We start from the raw sequence: 17,022 nt of genomic DNA on the forward strand, positions 1-17,022 counted from the left end.
GGGGCTGGTGTTCGGTGTGTCGGCCCCGATATGACTCCCCTCGATGGCTCTCGTTCAGCGGGGTTGCAGGCCGAGCATTACGTGGTCGACGAGGTCCTCGAGCCATTCGTCGGCGGCTTCGGGGGCGACGAGGCCGGAGGCGAGGAAGGTGGCCAGGCCCTGCAGGGCGGCTACTGCGGTGAGGGCGATGCGGCGGGGGTCGCCGGGAATGATTTCGCCGCGGGCTTGGGCCTCGGCGATCAGGGTGACGGGGATGGCGAAGGCGCGGTCTACGGCCTGGGACATGACGTCGCCGGCTACGGGGCTGTGGCGGCGGGCAAACATCAGCGCCAGCAGGGCTGAGTTTTCGGTGGCGAAGCGCAGGTAGGTGCGGGCCATGGTGTGGATCGTGTCGGTGGATGACGTTGTGGGGGTGAGGTTTTCGAAGTCGGCGCCGAGGCGCTCGAAGCCGGCGACGGCGAGTGCGTCGAGCAGCGCCTGCTTGTCGCGGAAGTGGCGGGTGGGTGCGCCGTGACTGACCCCGGTGTCGCGCGCCAGTTGACGCAGCGACAGTCCGTCGACGCCGGATTCGCGCAGCGTGGCCTCCGCGCGCTGCAGCAGCTCGGCGCGGAGGTCGCCGTGGTGATACGAGCGTGCGCGGATTGCGGTCATGGTGAGTGCAGGATAACAACATGTAGGCGTTGACTACTTTGTAGGCACTGCCTACATTCGACTGCATGACGGTTCGGACCTTCACCGCCCCGGTCGCGCTCCTGACGGTGTTCGCGGCGCTCCTCGCCACCATGTACCTCGGCTACGCCAGCAATACGGAAAAGAACCTGCACGACTTCCCGATCGCGCTCGTCAACCAGGATCTCGGCGACACGATCGACGGCACGCCGACCAACATCGGCGCCCAGATCACCGATGCGTTGGTCGCGGGCATCCCGGCCGACAAGGTCGATCTGCGCGTCGTCGGAATCGCCAGCGCCCGAGCGCAATTGGAGAACGGTCAGGTCTACGGCGCGATCGTCATCCCCTCCGACTTCACCAAGCGGCTGGCCATTCTCGGCGCCGCGTCCGTGATCCCCGGTGACATCGAGCGCCCGGTCATCACGGTGCAGAGCAACCCGCGCATCGGCCCCTATACCGCCGGCATCATGTCGCGCATCGCCGACCGCGCCCTGGCGCAGGTGCAGCAGACCGTCGGCAAGAATCTCGCAGACCGCGTACACGCCACCGTGGGTCCGGAGGGATCCGCCCAGATCAGCGGCGCGGCCCGCCTGGCCATCGCCGACCCGATCCGCATCGTCGACGTCCCGTTCCGCCCCATGCCCGACGGCGCGGGCCAAGGCCTGGTCGCCTTCTTCTACACCCTGATCCTACTGCTGGCCGGCTTCACCGGCGCCATGATCATCCACACCCTCATCGACTCCGTCCTCGGTTTCACCCCCACCGAATACGGCCCCTGGTTCGTCCATCCACCCGCCACCGGCACCAGCCGCCTGCGCACCCTGCTCATCAAATGGGCGGTCATCGGCGCCGCCGCCCCCATCCTGTCGGCCGTATTCCTCGGCACCGCAAAGCTTTTGGGCATCCCCGTGACCAGCCCCCTGCTGCTCTGGCTCTACGGCACCCTCGCCATCATCGCCGTCGGCTTTACTGCCCTGTCGGTCCTGGCGACCTTCGGCACCGCAGGCCTGATGATCAACCTCGTCCTCTTCATAGTCCTCGGCCTCCCGTCCTCAGCCGCCACCGTCCCCCTGGAAGCCGTCCCCACCTACATCGCCGCCCTGGCCCGCTTCGAGCCCATGCACCAGATCTACCTGGCCGTCCGCGCCATCCTCCTCTTCGACGGCCGCGCCGAAGCCGGCCTCGCCCAAGGCATCTGGATGACCATGATCGGCCTGGCAGTCGGCGCAACCCTCGGCGTCGCAGCAACTTTCGCCTACGACCACCGCGGCTTGCACCGCACAACCGACGCCCCCACCTCGCCGAACGCAACCCGCACACCAGCACTAGCTTCCTGACCAGAGCGGGGCCAGCGGAGGCCCACGTAGCACCCGCCCCCCACCAAGTCCTCAGCACCTCAGGGTGAACGCCGAGCGAAGCGAGGCAAGCCCGAAGCAGTGCGGCACCGGGGAAGCGAAGCGCCCCCGGTGCCCATCCGAACTCAGTAGGCGGGACGAAAGCCGAGCGACAGCGAGGCTTCGTCGCGACTACCTGCGCGGATGATACTCATGAGTAGCGAATTCCACTGCGGAATATGCTTGCTAATACGCCTCGTTATGCCTATTCTCGATCGCGTGCCGAATCCCGCCTGCCGCCACAGCATCGTGCTGACCGTCGCGACCCGCGACGCACTCAGTGCTGTGCTCCCGCTCACCGCGATGGTGGCGCAGGCGCGACTTCTCGTAGTACCCCGCCGTAGCGGGGTCTGATTCGGACCGGCCCCCTCGCTGCGGGCTGTTGATTGTTGAAGCTGGTCCCCTCCACCGACATTCTTCGGGAAGACCTGAATCGCAATGACCACATTGACTTTTGATACGCACATGTTCATCTCCGCCGCGCCCAAGGGCTTGCGCGCCGAATGTGCCGGCCTGACGCCGGAACAGTTCTACGACCGGTACTGCGGCCACGACGGCCCGATCCGGATCAGCGACTGGGCCGCGACCGGCGGGCGCCTGGCCGCCTTCACCGCGACGCTGGAGTTCGCCGATCATCTGCGCTCGGTCGCCGCCATCGGCAGCCCGGTGGCGGCGCTCACCTCGGCGCTCTACGACGAGGGCTACCCGGTGGAGATCCTGCAGTTCCATCAGCGCCGCACCGAGCTCGGCACCGCCACTTTCGTGCAGTGCGAGTTCAACGGACGACGCGGCTGGGGCGCGGCACTCGCGGATGGCAGCGCCGAATCCACTGCTCGCGCAATGATTTCCGGCGTCAACCGGCTCGGCTCGTAACCCACGCGGCAAGCGGGCCGTTCACCACGAATGGTGAACGGCCCGCTGCTGGGTCGTCCTACTCCGCCGTCGCCTGCTGCTCGGCCAGCTGCTTGCGCACCTCGTCCATGTCCAGGTCCTTGATCTGGGTGACGAGGTCCTCCAGCGCGGCCGGCGGCAGCGCGCCCGGCTGCGCGAAGACGAGCACGCCCTCGCGGAACGCCATGATCGTGGGGATCGAGCGGATGTTCGCGGCGGCCGCGAGCCCCTGCTCGGCCTCGGTGTCGACCTTGCCGTGCACGACATCGGGGTACTTCTCCGAGGAAGCCTCGAAGGTCGGTGCGAATTGCTTGCACGGTCCGCACCAGTCGGCCCAGAAGTCGACGAGTACCACGTCGTTTCCGGTGACTACCTCATCGAAGTTCTGCTGCGTCAGCGTCTGGGTGGCCATGACGTCCTCTCGTCTAGTTTGTCGCCAGCTGTAACGCCCGGCGCGGGCTCTATCTTCCCCGCGCCGATTACCCAGTGCGGGCGGGGTGCAACCTCGCTCGGCGTGTCCGGAGCCCGGTGGGCCGACCCGGGCCCGGTGGGCGGGAGGATATGGCCGTGAGCAGAGCGAAGGAACGGCTACGACTAGGCCTGATCGACGGTGACGGCATCGGACCCGAGGTCGTGCGGGCCACCCGGCAGGTGGTGGACGAGGCCCTGTCCGCGGCCGGCGCGCCGCCCGTCGACTGGGTGCCGCTGCTGATGGGCCACCGCGCCATCGAGGAATTCGGTGACCCACTCCCGGAGCAGACGCTGCAGACCCTCGAAGGTCTCGACGCCTGGATTCTCGGCCCGCACGACAACGCTTCCTACGCTGCCGAACATCGCCGCGGCGTCGCCCCGGGCGGCGCGATTCGCAAGCACTTCGGGCTCTACGCCAACATCCGGCCCGCCCGTGCCTTCCAAGGCGTCCGCGCCACGGCCCCCGACATCGATCTGGTGATCGTCCGGGAGAACAGCGAAGGCTTCTACGCCGACCGCAATATGTTCGCCGGATCCGGCGAGTTCCGTCCGACTCCGGACGTCGCGATGGCGGTCGGCGTCGTCACCCGGCGCGCCTGCGAGCTCATCGCCCACGAAGCGTTCCGCCTGGCCTCGGTGCGCCGCAAGAAGGTCACGATCGTGCACAAGGCCAACGTGCTGCCGATGACCATGGGCCTGTTCCGCGATGTCTGCTATGAGATTGCGCACTCCTATCCCGGCGTCCAGGTCGGGGACGAACATGTCGACGCCATGGCCGCGCATCTGGTCCGCGCGCCGGCCGAGTTCGACGTCGTGGTCACCGAAAACCTCTTCGGCGACATCCTTTCCGATCTCGCGGGCGAGCTCAGCGGCTCGCTAGGCATGGCGGCCTCGCTGAATTGCTCGGCCACCCGCGCCATGGCGCAGGCTGTGCACGGCGCCGCGCCGAGCCTGGCCGGGCACAACCGAGCCAACCCGGTCGCACTCCAACTGTCTGCTGCGATGTTGCTGAATTGGCTGGGTACCCGCGACAACGAGTCCGCCCTGGTGCACGCGGGTGAACGGATCGAGCACGCGGTGGCAGCGACCTTCGAGGCCGGGATCGCCACGGCCGATCTCGGCGGCATCGCCTCCACCAGCGAATTCACCGAGCAGATTTGTGCTAGGGTCCACCGCCGGTAGTCGATTGCCTGTCTGGATGAGTTCTGCACAGGGCGGGGTTAATCTTCCGTTTCTTGCCAGCACGAAGCGTCTCGGTCGCTTAGATTGCCAAACGGGTGGTAAAACCCGGGTTTCACGTATCCGAAATGTGGAGGGCTGCTGTGTCTGTTCGTACCGTGCTTGGCAGGCGCGCGTTGGAGGTGATGTGCGTACTCACCGGTGGCGCACTGATCCTGACGGGTTGTTCGAATACCGAAGAGACCGGACCTGCGGTCTCGAAGGAAAAGGTGGAGAAGGTCGACTCGATCGCGTCGACGCTCCCTGACAAGATCAAGTCCTCCGGCAAGCTCGTAGTCGGGGTCAACATCCCCTACCAGCCCAACGAGTGGAAAGACGGCGACAAGATCGTCGGCTTCGACGTCGACCTGATGGACGCCGTGGCCAGCGTGCTGGGCGTGAAGGCCGACTACGTCGAGTCCGCCTTCGACAAGATCATCCCCGCGACCCAGGCCGGCACCTACGACCTCGGCATGTCCTCGATCACCGATACGAAGGAACGCGAGCAGCAGGTCGACTTCGCCAACTACTTCATCGCCGGTGTCCAGTGGGCGCAGCCGAAGGGTAAGGCGATCGACCCGGACAATGCCTGCGGTAAGCGAGTCGCGGTGCAGGCCACCACGTATGAGCACACCGAGGAAGTGCCCGCCAAGAGCGCCAAGTGCGTCGCCGACGGCAAGGCCCCGATCGACATCAAGGCTTTCGACGAGCAGAGCGCCGCGACCAACGCGCTGATCCTCGGCCAGGTCGACGGCATGTCCGCCGACTCGCCCGTCACCGCGTACGCGATCAAGCAGAGCGAAGGCAAGATCGAGGAAGCCGGCCCGGTTTTCGAGTCGCAGCCTTACGGCTGGGCTGTGGCCAAGGGCTCGCCGCTGGCGGGCGTTCTGCAGAAGGCGCTGCAGCACCTGATCGATAACGGCCAGTACAAGAAGATCTGCGAGAACTGGGGTGTCCAGGAAGGCGCGATCACCAAGGCCGGTATCAACGGAGCCGTGGGCTGATCGATGTCCGACCCGAATACCGACACCGTGCCCGGCGATCCCGGGCACGGTGGGGGCTCAGCCGAGCCGGAACCGATCAAAGCGGTTCCGCTGCGCCGGCCGGGCCGCTGGATCGCCGCGGCCCTCATTCTCGTTCTGCTCGGACTGTTCCTCTACGGCGCCGCCACCAAAGAGGAATACAAGTGGTCCACCTTCGGGAAGTACCTCTTCGATAAGCGCATCCTCGACGGCGCGCTGGTCACCCTGGAACTGACGGTGCTGTCGATGGCGCTGGCCATCGCGCTGGGCATCGTGCTCGCGGTGATGCGGCTGTCGCCGAATCCGGTGCTGCGCTCGGTTGCCTGGGTGTATCTCTGGATCTTCCGCGGCACCCCGGTCTACGTGCAGCTGGTGTTCTGGGGCCTGTTCCCCTCGCTGTACAAGCACATCGTCCTCGGCGTGCCGTTCGGGCCGTCGTTCGTGGACTTCAATGTGCAGGAGTTGCAGGCCGCGTTCCTGTTCGCGGTCATCGGCCTCGGCTTGAACGAGGCCGCGTACATGGCCGAGATCGTCCGGGCCGGAATCAATTCCGTCGGTGAAGGACAGCGGGAGGCCTCGGTCGCGCTCGGCATGTCCTGGACCCAGACCATGCGCCGGACCGTGCTGCCCCAGGCGATGCGGGTGATCATCCCGCCTACCGGCAACGAACTCATCGGCATGCTGAAGACCACCTCGCTGGTCACCGCGCTGCCGCTGACCACCGACCTCTACGGCCGGGCCCGCGACATCTCCAGTGTCAACGCCCAGCCGGTACCGTTGCTGCTGGTCACCGCGGCTTGGTATCTGGCGATCACCAGTGTGCTGATGGTCGGGCAGTTCTACCTGGAGCGGTACTACTCGCGCGGGATCTCCCGGCAGTTGACCGCCAAGCAGTTGCAGGAACTGGCCGATGCCCAGGGCCCGGTGGAGAAGGCGAAATGACAGACCTTTCCAAGATCGACAAGGTCGAGACGACCGCCCGGCTGCCCATGATCGTCGCCGATCGGGTGTGCAAGAACTTCGGTGCGCTGCAGGTGCTCAAGGGCATCACGCTCGAAGTGGGCCGTGGTGAGGTGCTGTGCCTGATCGGGCCCTCGGGCTCGGGCAAGTCCACCTTCCTGCGCTGCATCAACCACCTGGAGCAGGTGAACGCCGGCCGGCTCTACGTCGACGGCGAGCTGGTCGGCTACCGCCAGAAGGGTGACAAGCTCTACGAGCTGCACCCGCGCGACGCCGCCAAGCAGCGCCGCGACATCGGCATGGTGTTCCAGCACTTCAACCTGTTCCCGCACCGCACGGCGCTGGAGAACATCGTCGAAGCGCCGACTCAGGTGAAGAAGGTCAAGAAGGCCGACGCGATCGTCAAAGCGAAGGAACTGCTGGACCGGGTCGGCATGGCGGACAAGGCGAATGCCTATCCGGCACAGCTCTCCGGCGGCCAGCAGCAGCGGGTCGCCATCGCCCGAGCGCTGGCCATGGATCCGAAGCTGATGCTGTTCGACGAGCCCACCTCGGCGCTGGACCCGGAGCTCGTCGGTGAGGTGCTGCAGGTGATGCGGGAGCTCGCCGCCGACGGCATGACCATGGTCGTGGTGACCCATGAGATGGGCTTCGCCCGCGAGGTCGCCGACCAGCTGGTGTTCATGGACGCCGGTGTGGTGGTCGAATCCGGTGTGCCGCGTGAGCTTTTGGCGGACCCGAAGCACGAACGCACCAAGTCGTTCCTATCGCGGTTGCTGTAGTCACTGCTCTGATCGACAGTGTGGACCGGTCCCTGGGGCCGGTCCACACTCGTTTATGGGGTGAGTGCGATACGCAGTTGACCCAGTAGGACTTTCGTCGCCGGGTTGCCGGGGCGGTCGCGTCGCCAGACCAGGGCCAGCTGACCGCGCAGCTGCGGGTCGGTGATTTCTAGTGTGTGGACACCGAATTCGGCTGCTTCTTGCGCCGTGAGCGCGGGAACCACGGCCGTGCCGAGCCCATGGGAGGCGAGTTGCAGCAGGACACCGGGATTGGCGGCCTCGAAGGCTACCTCGGGTTCGAGTCCGGCTGCGGCGCACGCGTGTTCGAGGACGCCGCGTAGGCCCGTACCGCGGGGCAGGCAGATCAACCGGCGTTCGGCCAGCTCCGCCAAGGTGATTCGGGTACGGGACGGCTCGCTGTCCGGCGCGACGGCGGCGACGACCGCGGTATCCAGCACGATATCGACGCCGAAGGTCGCGTCGAGCGCGGTGCCGGTCAGGCCGATCAGCGCGATATCGAGATCGCCGTGCCGCAGTGCGTCGAGCATTTCCTCGGAGGTGTGTTCGCTCAGGCTGATTCCGACCTGGGGGTGGTCGGAGTGGAAGGCCGCCAGCACCGCGGCCAGATCGAAATTCTCACCCGCGATACCGGAGACGAAGCCGAGGCGGACCTGCCCGCGCAGCAGGCCGGTGAATTCGTCGACGGTGTCGGTGACCTGTTCGACCGCTGCCAGAGCGGCGCGGGCGTGCGGGAGTACCGCCGCGCCGACGGGCGTGAGCGTGACCGACCGGGCCCCGCGCTCCAGCAGCGGCTGGCCGAGCTCCCGTTCCAGCTGCCGGATTTGTGCGCTCAGCCCCGGCTGGGCGAGATGCAGGCGCGCTGCGGCACGGGTGAAGTTGGCTTCCTCCACGACGGTGACGAAGTAACGGAGCTGACGCAGTTCCATAACTGATGATTCTAGCTACGATAAAAACTATCTGTTGTACTTCTTGCTCTGGGCGGAGCAAGGTCGAAGGCATGGGAAACGCAAAGCAGTTCATCGACTCCAAGGCCGGTGTGATCTTCCGGCTCGGCGAGGCCGGGTACGACGAGGAGATCGCGGGCTTCCAGACCGCCTACACGCACCGGCCCGCCGTGGTGGTCGCCGCCCGGCACGCCGAGGACGTGCGGGCTGCGGTGGAATACGCCGCGCGCCAGGGCCTTCCGGTCGCGGTGCAGGCCACCGGGCACGGGCTGTCCGTTCCCGCCGATGGCGGCGGCGTGCTGATCAGTACCCGCCGGATGACCGATATCCGCATCGATCCCGAGACTCGGACCGCGCGTGTCGCCGCGGGTGTTCAGGCCGGTGATCTGATCCGGGCCGCCGCCGAGCACGGGCTCGCGCCACTGAACGGCTCCTCGCCGTCGGTCGGTGTGGTCGGATACACCCTCGGTGGTGGAATCGGGCTGCTGGCACGGGAATTCGGCTATGCCGCGGACCATGTCCGGCGGATCGAACTGGTCACCGCCGACGGCCGGATGCGCACCCTGACTCCCGGTGACGAGTTCTTCGGCGCGGTCCTCGGTACCGGCAGCAACTTCGGTGTGGTGACCGCATTGGAACTAGATCTGGTGCCGGTAACCACCGTGTACGGCGGGCAGTTGATGTTCGACACTCCGCTGGTCGAACCGGCGCTTCGGGCCTGGCGGGAGTGGACCGCCACGATGCCCGATCAGCTCACCTCGACCATCGCGATGCTCGCCTTCCCGGATATCCCGCAGGTGCCGGAGCCGATGCGAGGCCGGTTCGTGGCATCGATCCGGGTGGCGTTCAACGGTTCTCGCGAAGAGGGGGAGCGCCTGGTTGCCCCGCTGCGCGCGGTAGGGGACCGGTTGAAGGACGACCTGCGCGAGATGCCGTACACCGAATCGCACACCATCCACAGCGACCCGGACCACCCGCACGGCTACGCCGCCACCAACGCCATGCTGGGCGAGCTGACCCCGGACACATTGTCCGCCTTGCTTTCCGTGGCCGGACCCGGTGGACCGGTGCAGGCAGTACTCGACATCCGGCACCTCGGCGGCGAACTCGGCAAGCCCAGCCCGAACGGATCCGCGGTGGATCATCGTGAGGCGGCCTATGTCGTCCGGGCCATCGCAATGAGTGACGGCATCGCATCGCCGGAGAGTCTCACGAAGATCCGAACCGCGCTGGGGCCGTGGACGATCGGCCATAGCCTGAACTTCCTCTACGGCGCTGCTGCCGCCGCGGACGAAGTCCAGACTCGCGCCGGGTACGCACCGGACACCTACGCCCGTCTCGCCGAACTCAAGCGCGAGTACGACCCGCACAACATGTTCCGCTTCAACCGAAATATCCGGCCGATCTGAATTCCGGACTGCCGCCCCCGGGCAGGCGCAGCGGCGTGTTCGCCGCCTCGAGCGCCGTCCGGATCGCGGCCGTCGCCTTGGCCGGGTCGCCAGGCTGGGTGCCGCGAAGTCCGCGGCCTGGCCTCGAGCGAACTCGCTCTCGCCTGGCGTCGAGACGACAACAGTCCGCTGGTTCGCGGCTATATCGAAGCGTGCCGACTGGCTACATCCGGGCGGCTCTAGCCGAGGTTCCGCCGACGCGCTCGGCACCGGTCGGCGGCTGTTACCGGGGGCGTCCCGGCGGTACGGTGAGAACAACGGCGGAGTTGCACATACGGATTCGCGCGGCGCTGCCCTCGATTCGAGAGGGGTGTGCACAGTGGACGACTCATCGAACGGTCGCGCCGGCCCTCCGGGCGGGCGCGACCGCTTTCCCGAAGCGGATTTCCGGCGCATTCCGGAGACGTCGCTGTTCATCGGCATCAGCACACTGTGCGCCGCTGCGGTGCGGTTGACCGGTGCCGACGGGGCCGCGGTCGCGGTGCTGACCTCCGATACCTCGACCCGGGAATTGGTCTACGCCACCGACGCGGTGGCCCAGCAACTCGACGAGTTGCAGTTCGTCGTCGGTGAAGGACCGTGCCTGACCGCCTACCGGGACAACCGCGCTGAAATATGGCCGGAATTGGGTGCCGGCCCAGCGGCCGAGCGCTGGCCGGCCCTGACGCCGGAAATGCTGAACCTCGGGGTGCGGGCGACGTTCGCTTTCCCGGTACCCGGTGCGCGCCGGCCGATCGGAGTGCTCGAGCTGTACAGCAAGACCGTCGGTGCGCTCGCCGAGGGTGCGGAGCACTCGGCAGCCGGGTGCGCGCTTGCCATCGGGAAGGCTCTGCAAACGAATTGGCAAGAGCGGGTGGTCGCCGCGGGCGGCGTCGAATCCGCCTTGGAGCGCAGCGGATTCCAGGATCCGAGCCTGGGGGAGCTGGGGGAGTTCTCCCGCTCCGAGGTGTACGTGGCCTCCGGCATGGCCGCGGTGCAGCTCGGAGTCTCGGCCGAGCAGGGCCTGGACCGGTTGCGTGCCTACACCTATGCGCAGGGGCGCCCGATCACCGAAGTGGCGGCCGATATCGTCGCTCGGCGGTTGTCCTTGCGGGACCAGCGCGACATCGAGGGGCATGGATGACGAATACCGCACGAACGCGGCTGGCGGTGGCGGAGCTGACTGCGACGCTGACCACCGATTTCGATGTGCCGACGCTCCTTCAGTCGGTTGCCAGGCATGCCCGGGACGGATTCGACGCGTACTCCGCGGTCGTCGTGCTGCTTGACCGCCATGGCGGGAGTCACCCCGCGGTCCATCTCGTCGCGGAGGCGCTGCGGCACGGCATTTCGGCAGATCCGTTGTTGCACAACGCCGGGCCCGGCCTGAGTAGCGCCCGCGACGGCACCGTCACCATGATCGGCGACATCGTGGCGGAGAAGAATCCCCGGTGGGCTTCGTATCGGCAGCGGGCGATGGCCGCCGGGCTGCGCGGGGTCCGCGCGTTCCCGGTGACGGCGTTCGGCCTGCCGCTCGGCGCGCTGGTGGTACACACCGACAACGCCTGGGGTACGTTGCGGCCCAACGATTTCGGTCAGACCCTGGCCGACCTGGTGGCGATCGCCTTGTCGTCCGGCCCGATCGAGAGCCGCCGGGCCAGCACCTCCGACAACGTGGACGCGGTCCTGCGAGGCACCACGGTGATCTCGTTCGCGGTGGGCGTTCTCGCCGAATATTTCCAGCTGGATGTCGAGCAGGCTCGGGATCGTCTGCTGCGGCTGGCTCGCACCCATGGGCGCACCCCCACCGCGCACGCGCGCGAAATCATTGCCGCACTACATGTTTCGCCGGTCGATCCGGCGGTCTCCGGTGCGCTGCACGAGCCGCCGGAGCTCGCGCCACCGCGCCATATCGATCTCTGAATGTCCGAGGCTGTATTCGAGCGGGCAATCCGTGCTATCTTAGTGATATCACTTTGATACTCGGAGGATGTCATGAAACTCAGGCCCGCTTTCCACGTCAACGGCTTCCTCGTGCTGTTGGGCTGGTTGGTGCTCACCCTCTTCTTCGGCGGTGTGGCCGTGTTCGGCTTCATCGCGGCCAAGGACGAGAACGTCCCCGCCCTGATCGCGGCGATCGCGGCCTGCGTCGTGGTCGTCGTGCTGTTGCTGCTGGCCACCGGGCTCACCATCGTGAACCCGAACGAAGCCAAGGTGGTGCAGTTCTTCGGCCGCTACGTCGGCTCGATCAGCGAACCCGGCTTCTACTCGACGATTCCGCTCACCGACCGCAAGAGCATCTCGCTGCGCGTGCGTAACTTCGAGACCCAGAAGCTGAAGGTCAACGACGCCGACGGCAACCCCGTCGAGATCGCCGCCGTGGTCGTGTACCGCGTCTTCGACAGCTTCAAGGCCGCCTTCGCGGTCGACGATTACGAGGAGTACGTCGAGACCCAGTCCGAGGCCGCCGTCCGCCACCTCGCCACCACCCACCCCTACGACGCCCACGACGACGAGCGCACCAGCCTGCGCGACGGCGCCGAGGTCGCCGAGGAGCTCACCATCGAGCTGCGTGAGCGCACCGAGCTGGCGGGCATCGAGGTCTTGGAAGCCCGCATCACCCACCTCGCCTACGCCCCGGAGATCGCCCAGGCCATGCTGGTCCGCCAGCAGGCCAACCAGGTCGTCGCCGCCCGCACTCGCATCGTCGAGGGCGCCGTCGGCATGGTCGGCCTCGCCCTGGATCGCCTCGCCGAGCAGGGCTTGGTCGAACTCGACGAGGAACGAAGGGCTGCAATGGTTTCCAACCTGCTGGTGGTGCTCTGCAGCGACCGAGCCATTCAGCCCGTCGTCAACACCGGCACCCTCTACAACTAGAGGTCGGCTCATGCCCGCCGAACGCAAGAAGCTCTTGCTGCGGCTCGACCCGGCCGTCCACGAAGCCCTGGCCAAGTGGGCGGCCGACGACCTCCGCAGCATCAACGCCCAAATCGAATACGCGCTCCGCCGGGCCTTGAAAGAGGCCGGGCGCGACCCGAAACAGAAATAAGCCGGCCTGGCCTTCAGGCCGGCTTTTCGGTGACGAAGATGGCGGTGCCGGGGAAGAGTTCGCCGCGCAGCGGACTCCACTGGCCCCATTCGCGGTTCAGCCATTCCGGCCAGTCGGGTTCGATGATGTCGATGACGAGCAGGCCGGCGGCGACGATCTCGCGGACGCGGTCGCCGATGGTGCGGTGGTGTTCGACGTAGGTCGGGTCGCCGTCGGAGTCGACCTCTACATAGGGGGTGCGGTCGAAATAGGGGATGGCGGCGGTGAGGCCGGCGGGGCCCGGATCGTCGGGGAAGATCCAGCGGATCGGGTGGTTGACCGAGAAGACCCAGCGCCCGCCCGGCTGCAATACCCGGGCGACCTCGCGCATCACCTGGGCGGAGTCGGCGACGAACGGGACCGCGCCGAAGGCCGAGCAGGCCAGGTCGAAGGAGGCGTCGGCGAAAGGCAGGGCTTCGGCGCCCGCCTGGACCAGCGGGACCCGGGGGCCACCCGCGGCCATGGCGGCCAGGCCGCGCTCGAGCATCTTGCCGGAGATGTCCAAGCCGACCGGGTGCGCGCCGTGGCCGGCCAGCCAGCGTGAGCACGGCGCCGAGCCGCAGCCGATCTCCAGGATCCGCTTACCGACGATGTCACCGAGCAGGTGCATGTCACCTTCGTGTAACCCCTCCGGGCACCAGACGAACTCGCCGCCGGGGGAGTCCACACCCAGGAAGTCGGCGTGCGTCTGGTGATACTGGTCGGCGTCGGCGTCCCACCATCGGCGGCTGGCTCGCTGACTGTCGGCCGAGCCGATTCGGGTACGCGTCGTCCCGGTGGTTCCTAGCAGTGCATTTGCTTGCGCATGGCGATCTTCCGACACGCCGTCACCATATCGCGGCGTGGCGTGCGGACCGGTTTGCCCGCGCCCATCAAGGTCGCGTACGCTGAACGTCGCGAGTTCCTTGTTCCTTGCTGTGTATCCGTCCGGAAGTAACGATCCATCGACGGTTACAGAGTACTGAGTAACGACAGGACCCGTGCTGAGTTTCACGAGTGGGGTTTGCGGTACGTTCCTTTGTGTCCGTCGTCGCATCGTCGCGGTGAGAACGCAGCGTACCGAAAGTTCCAATGTCCGCAACCGACCACAATCCGTCCGGAGCAAACCGACATATGCCCACCACCGTCACCTCGCCGCAGGTAGCCGTCAATGACATCGGCTCTGCCGAGGATTTCCTCGCCGCCATCGACGCCACGATCAAGTACTTCAACGACGGCGACATCGTCGAAGGAACCATCGTCAAGGTCGACCGCGACGAGGTCCTGCTCGACATCGGTTACAAGACCGAAGGCGTCATCCCCTCCCGCGAGCTCTCCATCAAACACGATGTCGACCCGAACGAGGTCGTTTCCGTGGGTGATGAGGTCGAGGCTCTCGTCCTCACCAAGGAGGACAAAGAGGGTCGTCTGATCCTGTCGAAGAAGCGGGCACAGTACGAACGTGCGTGGGGCACCATCGAGGAGCTCAAGGAGAAGGACGAGGCCGTCAAGGGCACCGTCATCGAGGTCGTCAAGGGCGGCCTGATCCTCGACATCGGCCTCCGTGGCTTCCTCCCCGCCTCGCTCGTCGAGATGCGTCGCGTCCGCGATCTCCAGCCGTACGTCGGCAAGGAGATCGAGGCCAAGATCATCGAGCTGGACAAGAACCGCAACAACGTGGTTCTGTCCCGCCGCGCATGGCTCGAGCAGACCCAGTCCGAGGTCCGCAGCGAGTTCCTGCACCAGCTGCAGAAGGGCCAGGTCCGCAAGGGCGTCGTGTCCTCCATCGTCAACTTCGGTGCCTTCGTGGACCTGGGTGGCGTCGACGGCCTGGTGCACGTCTCCGAGCTGTCCTGGAAGCACATCGACCACCCGTCCGAGGTTGTCGAGGTCGGCACCGAGGTCACCGTCGAGGTTCTCGACGTCGACCTGGACCGCGAGCGTGTCTCCCTGTCGCTCAAGGCGACTCAGGAAGATCCGTGGCGTCAGTTCGCCCGCACCCACGCGATCGGCCAGATCGTCCCGGGCAAGGTCACCAAGCTGGTTCCGTTCGGCGCCTTCGTGCGCGTCGAAGAGGGCATCGAGGGCCTGGTGCACATCTCCGAGCTGGCCGAGCGCCACGTGGAGGTCCCGGACCAGGTTGTCGCCGTCGGCGACGACGCGATGGTCAAGGTCATCGACATCGACCTGGAGCGTCGCCGGATCTCGCTGTCGCTGAAGCAGGCGAACGAGGATTACCACGCCGAGTTCGACCCGTCGAAGTACGGCATGGCCGACAGCTACGACGATCAGGGCAACTACATCTTCCCCGAGGGCTTCGATCCCGACACCAACGAGTGGCTCGAGGGTTCGGACAAGGTCCGGGAAGAGTGGGAAGGCCGCTACGCCGAGGCGGAGCGTCGCCACAAGATGCACACCGCTCAGATGGAGAAGATGGCGGCCGACGCGGCTGCCGAGGCTGCCAACGGCACCACCGCCGGCAACTACTCCTCCGAGAGCGGTTCGCAGGCTGCGTCTTCCTCGTCCTCCTCCAGCTCGACCGAGTCGACCGGCGGTTCGCTGGCCAGCGACGCGCAGCTGGCGGCTCTGCGGGAGAAGCTCTCCGGCAACGCCTGATTCGCATAGGCAATAACTCGAAGGCCCCGATCCAATGGATCGGGGCCTTCGGGCTTTTCTAAGCGGCGGCGACGGTGAAGCGCCGCTGGAGATAGCGCGGGCGCTCCGCCTCGTCGATTAGTGCGACCGCGAGATCCTCGGCCGAGATATCCGCTTCGCCCGGCAGCATCTGGTCACCGCCGATGCGGTACCGGCCGGTGCGGGTGCCGGGATCGATGCGGCCCGAGGACGGGCTCAGGTAGGCCCAGTTGCGGTTCGACAGCCGGTAGACGTTCAACGCGTCGCGCAGCGCGAGCACCACCGTGCGGTATTCGGCGGGCACGCCGAGCACGTCGGTGAGGATCTCGGTGAATTCCGGTCCGGTGTCGACCAATTGGAGCCCCGGCGCGACCTCCAGGCTGCCTCCGCCGCCGACGGCGATGAGCCGGGTCTCCGGGTGCTGTTCCAGTGCGCGGACCATCGCCTGTGCACCGAGCACGAAATTCTCGGCCTTGGCGATGGTGTCGTCGATGCCGTGGCCCGCGTTCACCGCGCTGATCACCACATCCAGCCCGCTGATCGCGGTGGCGATGCTGTCGGTGTCGAGCCAGTCGGCCACCTGCCAGTCCGCACCGTCCGGTGCGGCGGGAAAGCGTGCCGAATCCCGCGCGAACGCGGTGACCTGATGCTCGCGGCGTTGGGCCTCGGCCACCACCCGGGCCCCGATGACCCCGGTCGCGCCGAACACTCCGATCTTCATGATGCTCCTAAATCTGCATGCGGTTCATTTACTACACGGCGTTCAGTATTTGCACGGCTGATAGTAGCGAAACGCTGTAGAGTGTCAACCGTGGTACAGAGTCGACGGGAACGTCTCCGGGTCGAAGCGACGGCGGAGATCAAGGCGATCGCCCTGCGTCTGCTGGCCGAAAGTGGCCCCGACGCAGTGACTTTGCGCGCCATCGCGCGTGAAATGGGCGTGACCGCCGGTGCGCTCTACGGCTACTTCGCCACCCGCGACGAGCTGATCACCACCCTGATTTCCGACGTCTACACCGCGCTGGTCGACCGCGTGGAAGCCGCACGCGATGCCATTCCCGAGAGCGATCCGGCGGCCCGGATCATCGCCTGGGGCACCACGGTGCGGGAATGGGCCATCGAGAACCCGGCCGGTTTCCGCCTGATCTACGGCGATCCGGTCCTCGGCTACCAACCACCGCCCGGCGGCCCCGCCCGCACGGCGGAGATGCGTGCCTGCAACGGCCTGGTGGGCTTGGCGTCCGCGGCTTGGCCGCGCGCCGCGAAGTCCCAGACCATCGGTGACGCGAAGTGGTCCGACTTCGACCAAGGCTTGGCCGACCATGTGCGCGAGGAGTTTCCGGATCTGCCCCCGGCGGGTCTCGCGCTCGCTCTGCGGATGTGGGGTCGCATGCACGGCCTCGTCGCCCTCGAGATCTACGGCCATCTCCGCCCGCAATCGCAGGATCCCGCCAAGCTCTTTCACACCGAGATGCTGGATCTGGTGCGCTCACTGAGCCTCTGAGCTCGCTGAAATCCA

At 66.8% G+C, this 17,022-nt stretch carries 19 protein-coding genes; 14 read left to right on the forward strand and 5 right to left on the reverse strand.

The window, feature by feature from the left end:
* Positions 1 to 54: 54 nt before the first annotated feature.
* Positions 55 to 651 (reverse strand): TetR/AcrR family transcriptional regulator, encoded by a 597-nt coding sequence (locus IBX22_RS35930; protein WP_194820298.1) that lies wholly within the window; start codon positions 649 to 651, stop codon positions 55 to 57.
* 65 nt (positions 652 to 716) lie between these two features.
* On the opposite strand from IBX22_RS35930, the gene IBX22_RS35935 reads away from it, so the two are divergent.
* The 3 genes from IBX22_RS35935 (at position 717) to IBX22_RS35940 (ending at position 2,939) form a co-directional block, all read left to right on the forward strand.
* Entirely contained in the window at positions 717 to 2,009 is a 1,293-nt protein-coding gene (locus IBX22_RS35935; RefSeq protein WP_194820299.1) for a DUF3533 domain-containing protein, read from the forward strand.
* A gap of 276 nt (positions 2,010 to 2,285) precedes the next feature.
* Positions 2,286 to 2,420, forward strand: coding sequence for a hypothetical protein (locus IBX22_RS38105; protein ID WP_255526605.1), 135 nt, complete (start codon positions 2,286 to 2,288; stop codon positions 2,418 to 2,420).
* Between the two features lie 111 nt (positions 2,421 to 2,531).
* Positions 2,532 to 2,939, forward strand: coding sequence for a 2-keto-3-deoxygluconate kinase (locus IBX22_RS35940; RefSeq protein WP_228540163.1), 408 nt, complete (start codon positions 2,532 to 2,534; stop codon positions 2,937 to 2,939).
* A gap of 58 nt (positions 2,940 to 2,997) precedes the next feature.
* Here the strand turns inward: IBX22_RS35940 and trxA are convergent, their stop codons facing one another.
* The gene (trxA, locus tag IBX22_RS35945; RefSeq protein ID WP_194820301.1) at positions 2,998 to 3,369 is read right to left on the reverse strand and encodes a thioredoxin; all 372 of its coding nucleotides are present in this window, start codon (positions 3,367 to 3,369) and stop codon (positions 2,998 to 3,000) included.
* A 149-nt stretch (positions 3,370 to 3,518) separates the two neighbouring features.
* Between trxA and IBX22_RS35950 the strand changes: the two genes are divergently transcribed.
* From IBX22_RS35950 to IBX22_RS35965, 4 genes are all read left to right on the forward strand, one after another.
* Entirely contained in the window at positions 3,519 to 4,610 is a 1,092-nt protein-coding gene (locus IBX22_RS35950; RefSeq protein WP_194820302.1) for an isocitrate/isopropylmalate dehydrogenase family protein, read from the forward strand.
* 125 nt (positions 4,611 to 4,735) lie between these two features.
* Entirely contained in the window at positions 4,736 to 5,650 is a 915-nt protein-coding gene (locus tag IBX22_RS35955; RefSeq protein WP_375540319.1) for an ABC transporter substrate-binding protein, read from the forward strand.
* Between the two features lie 3 nt (positions 5,651 to 5,653).
* Positions 5,654 to 6,610 carry an amino acid ABC transporter permease gene (locus IBX22_RS35960; protein ID WP_194820303.1) on the forward strand — a complete coding sequence of 319 codons (957 nt, stop codon included), beginning with the start codon at positions 5,654 to 5,656 and terminating at the stop codon, positions 6,608 to 6,610.
* Between the two features lie 47 nt (positions 6,611 to 6,657).
* A complete protein-coding gene (locus tag IBX22_RS35965) occupies positions 6,658 to 7,410 on the forward strand; it encodes an amino acid ABC transporter ATP-binding protein (protein WP_194820415.1) in 753 nt (250 codons plus the stop codon).
* A gap of 53 nt (positions 7,411 to 7,463) precedes the next feature.
* Here IBX22_RS35965 and IBX22_RS35970 read toward each other — a convergent pair whose 3' ends face one another.
* Positions 7,464 to 8,357 (reverse strand): LysR family transcriptional regulator, encoded by an 894-nt coding sequence (locus tag IBX22_RS35970; protein ID WP_194820304.1) that lies wholly within the window; start codon positions 8,355 to 8,357, stop codon positions 7,464 to 7,466.
* Between the two features lie 71 nt (positions 8,358 to 8,428).
* On the opposite strand from IBX22_RS35970, the gene IBX22_RS35975 reads away from it, so the two are divergent.
* The 5 genes from IBX22_RS35975 (at position 8,429) to IBX22_RS35995 (ending at position 12,851) form a co-directional block, all read left to right on the forward strand.
* A complete protein-coding gene (locus IBX22_RS35975) occupies positions 8,429 to 9,784 on the forward strand; it encodes an FAD-binding oxidoreductase (protein WP_194820305.1) in 1,356 nt (451 codons plus the stop codon).
* A gap of 358 nt (positions 9,785 to 10,142) precedes the next feature.
* The gene (locus tag IBX22_RS35980; protein ID WP_194820306.1) at positions 10,143 to 10,946 is read left to right on the forward strand and encodes a GAF and ANTAR domain-containing protein; all 804 of its coding nucleotides are present in this window, start codon (positions 10,143 to 10,145) and stop codon (positions 10,944 to 10,946) included.
* Positions 10,943 to 11,725, forward strand: coding sequence for a GAF and ANTAR domain-containing protein (locus tag IBX22_RS35985; protein WP_194820307.1), 783 nt, complete (start codon positions 10,943 to 10,945; stop codon positions 11,723 to 11,725). The genes IBX22_RS35980 and IBX22_RS35985 overlap by 4 nt, the downstream gene beginning before the upstream one ends.
* A 72-nt stretch (positions 11,726 to 11,797) precedes the next feature.
* On the forward strand, positions 11,798 to 12,679 hold the full coding sequence (locus tag IBX22_RS35990; protein ID WP_194820308.1) for an SPFH domain-containing protein: 882 nt from the start codon (positions 11,798 to 11,800) through the stop codon (positions 12,677 to 12,679).
* Between the two features lie 10 nt (positions 12,680 to 12,689).
* Positions 12,690 to 12,851, forward strand: a complete 162-nt coding sequence (locus IBX22_RS35995) for a toxin-antitoxin system HicB family antitoxin (RefSeq protein WP_194820309.1) — start codon at positions 12,690 to 12,692, stop codon at positions 12,849 to 12,851.
* Between the two features lie 13 nt (positions 12,852 to 12,864).
* On the opposite strand, the gene IBX22_RS36000 is transcribed toward IBX22_RS35995, so the two are convergent.
* On the reverse strand, positions 12,865 to 13,713 hold the full coding sequence (locus IBX22_RS36000) for a class I SAM-dependent methyltransferase (protein ID WP_194820310.1): 849 nt from the start codon (positions 13,711 to 13,713) through the stop codon (positions 12,865 to 12,867).
* Positions 13,714 to 14,003: 290 nt separating this feature from the next.
* Here IBX22_RS36000 and rpsA point away from each other — a divergent pair, with 290 nt between their 5' ends.
* A complete protein-coding gene (gene rpsA, locus IBX22_RS36005; RefSeq protein WP_194820311.1) occupies positions 14,004 to 15,485 on the forward strand; it encodes a 30S ribosomal protein S1 in 1,482 nt (493 codons plus the stop codon).
* A 58-nt stretch (positions 15,486 to 15,543) separates the two neighbouring features.
* On the opposite strand, the gene IBX22_RS36010 is transcribed toward rpsA, so the two are convergent.
* Entirely contained in the window at positions 15,544 to 16,224 is a 681-nt protein-coding gene (locus IBX22_RS36010) for an NAD(P)-dependent oxidoreductase (protein WP_194820312.1), read from the reverse strand.
* 90 nt (positions 16,225 to 16,314) lie between these two features.
* Between IBX22_RS36010 and IBX22_RS36015 the strand changes: the two genes are divergently transcribed.
* Positions 16,315 to 17,007, forward strand: coding sequence for a TetR/AcrR family transcriptional regulator (locus IBX22_RS36015; protein ID WP_309234936.1), 693 nt, complete (start codon positions 16,315 to 16,317; stop codon positions 17,005 to 17,007).
* Positions 17,008 to 17,022 lie beyond the last annotated feature (15 nt).

Origin of the sequence: Nocardia sp. XZ_19_385, from assembly GCF_015355755.1 — a bacterium.
GTDB lineage: Bacteria > Actinomycetota > Actinomycetes > Mycobacteriales > Mycobacteriaceae > Nocardia.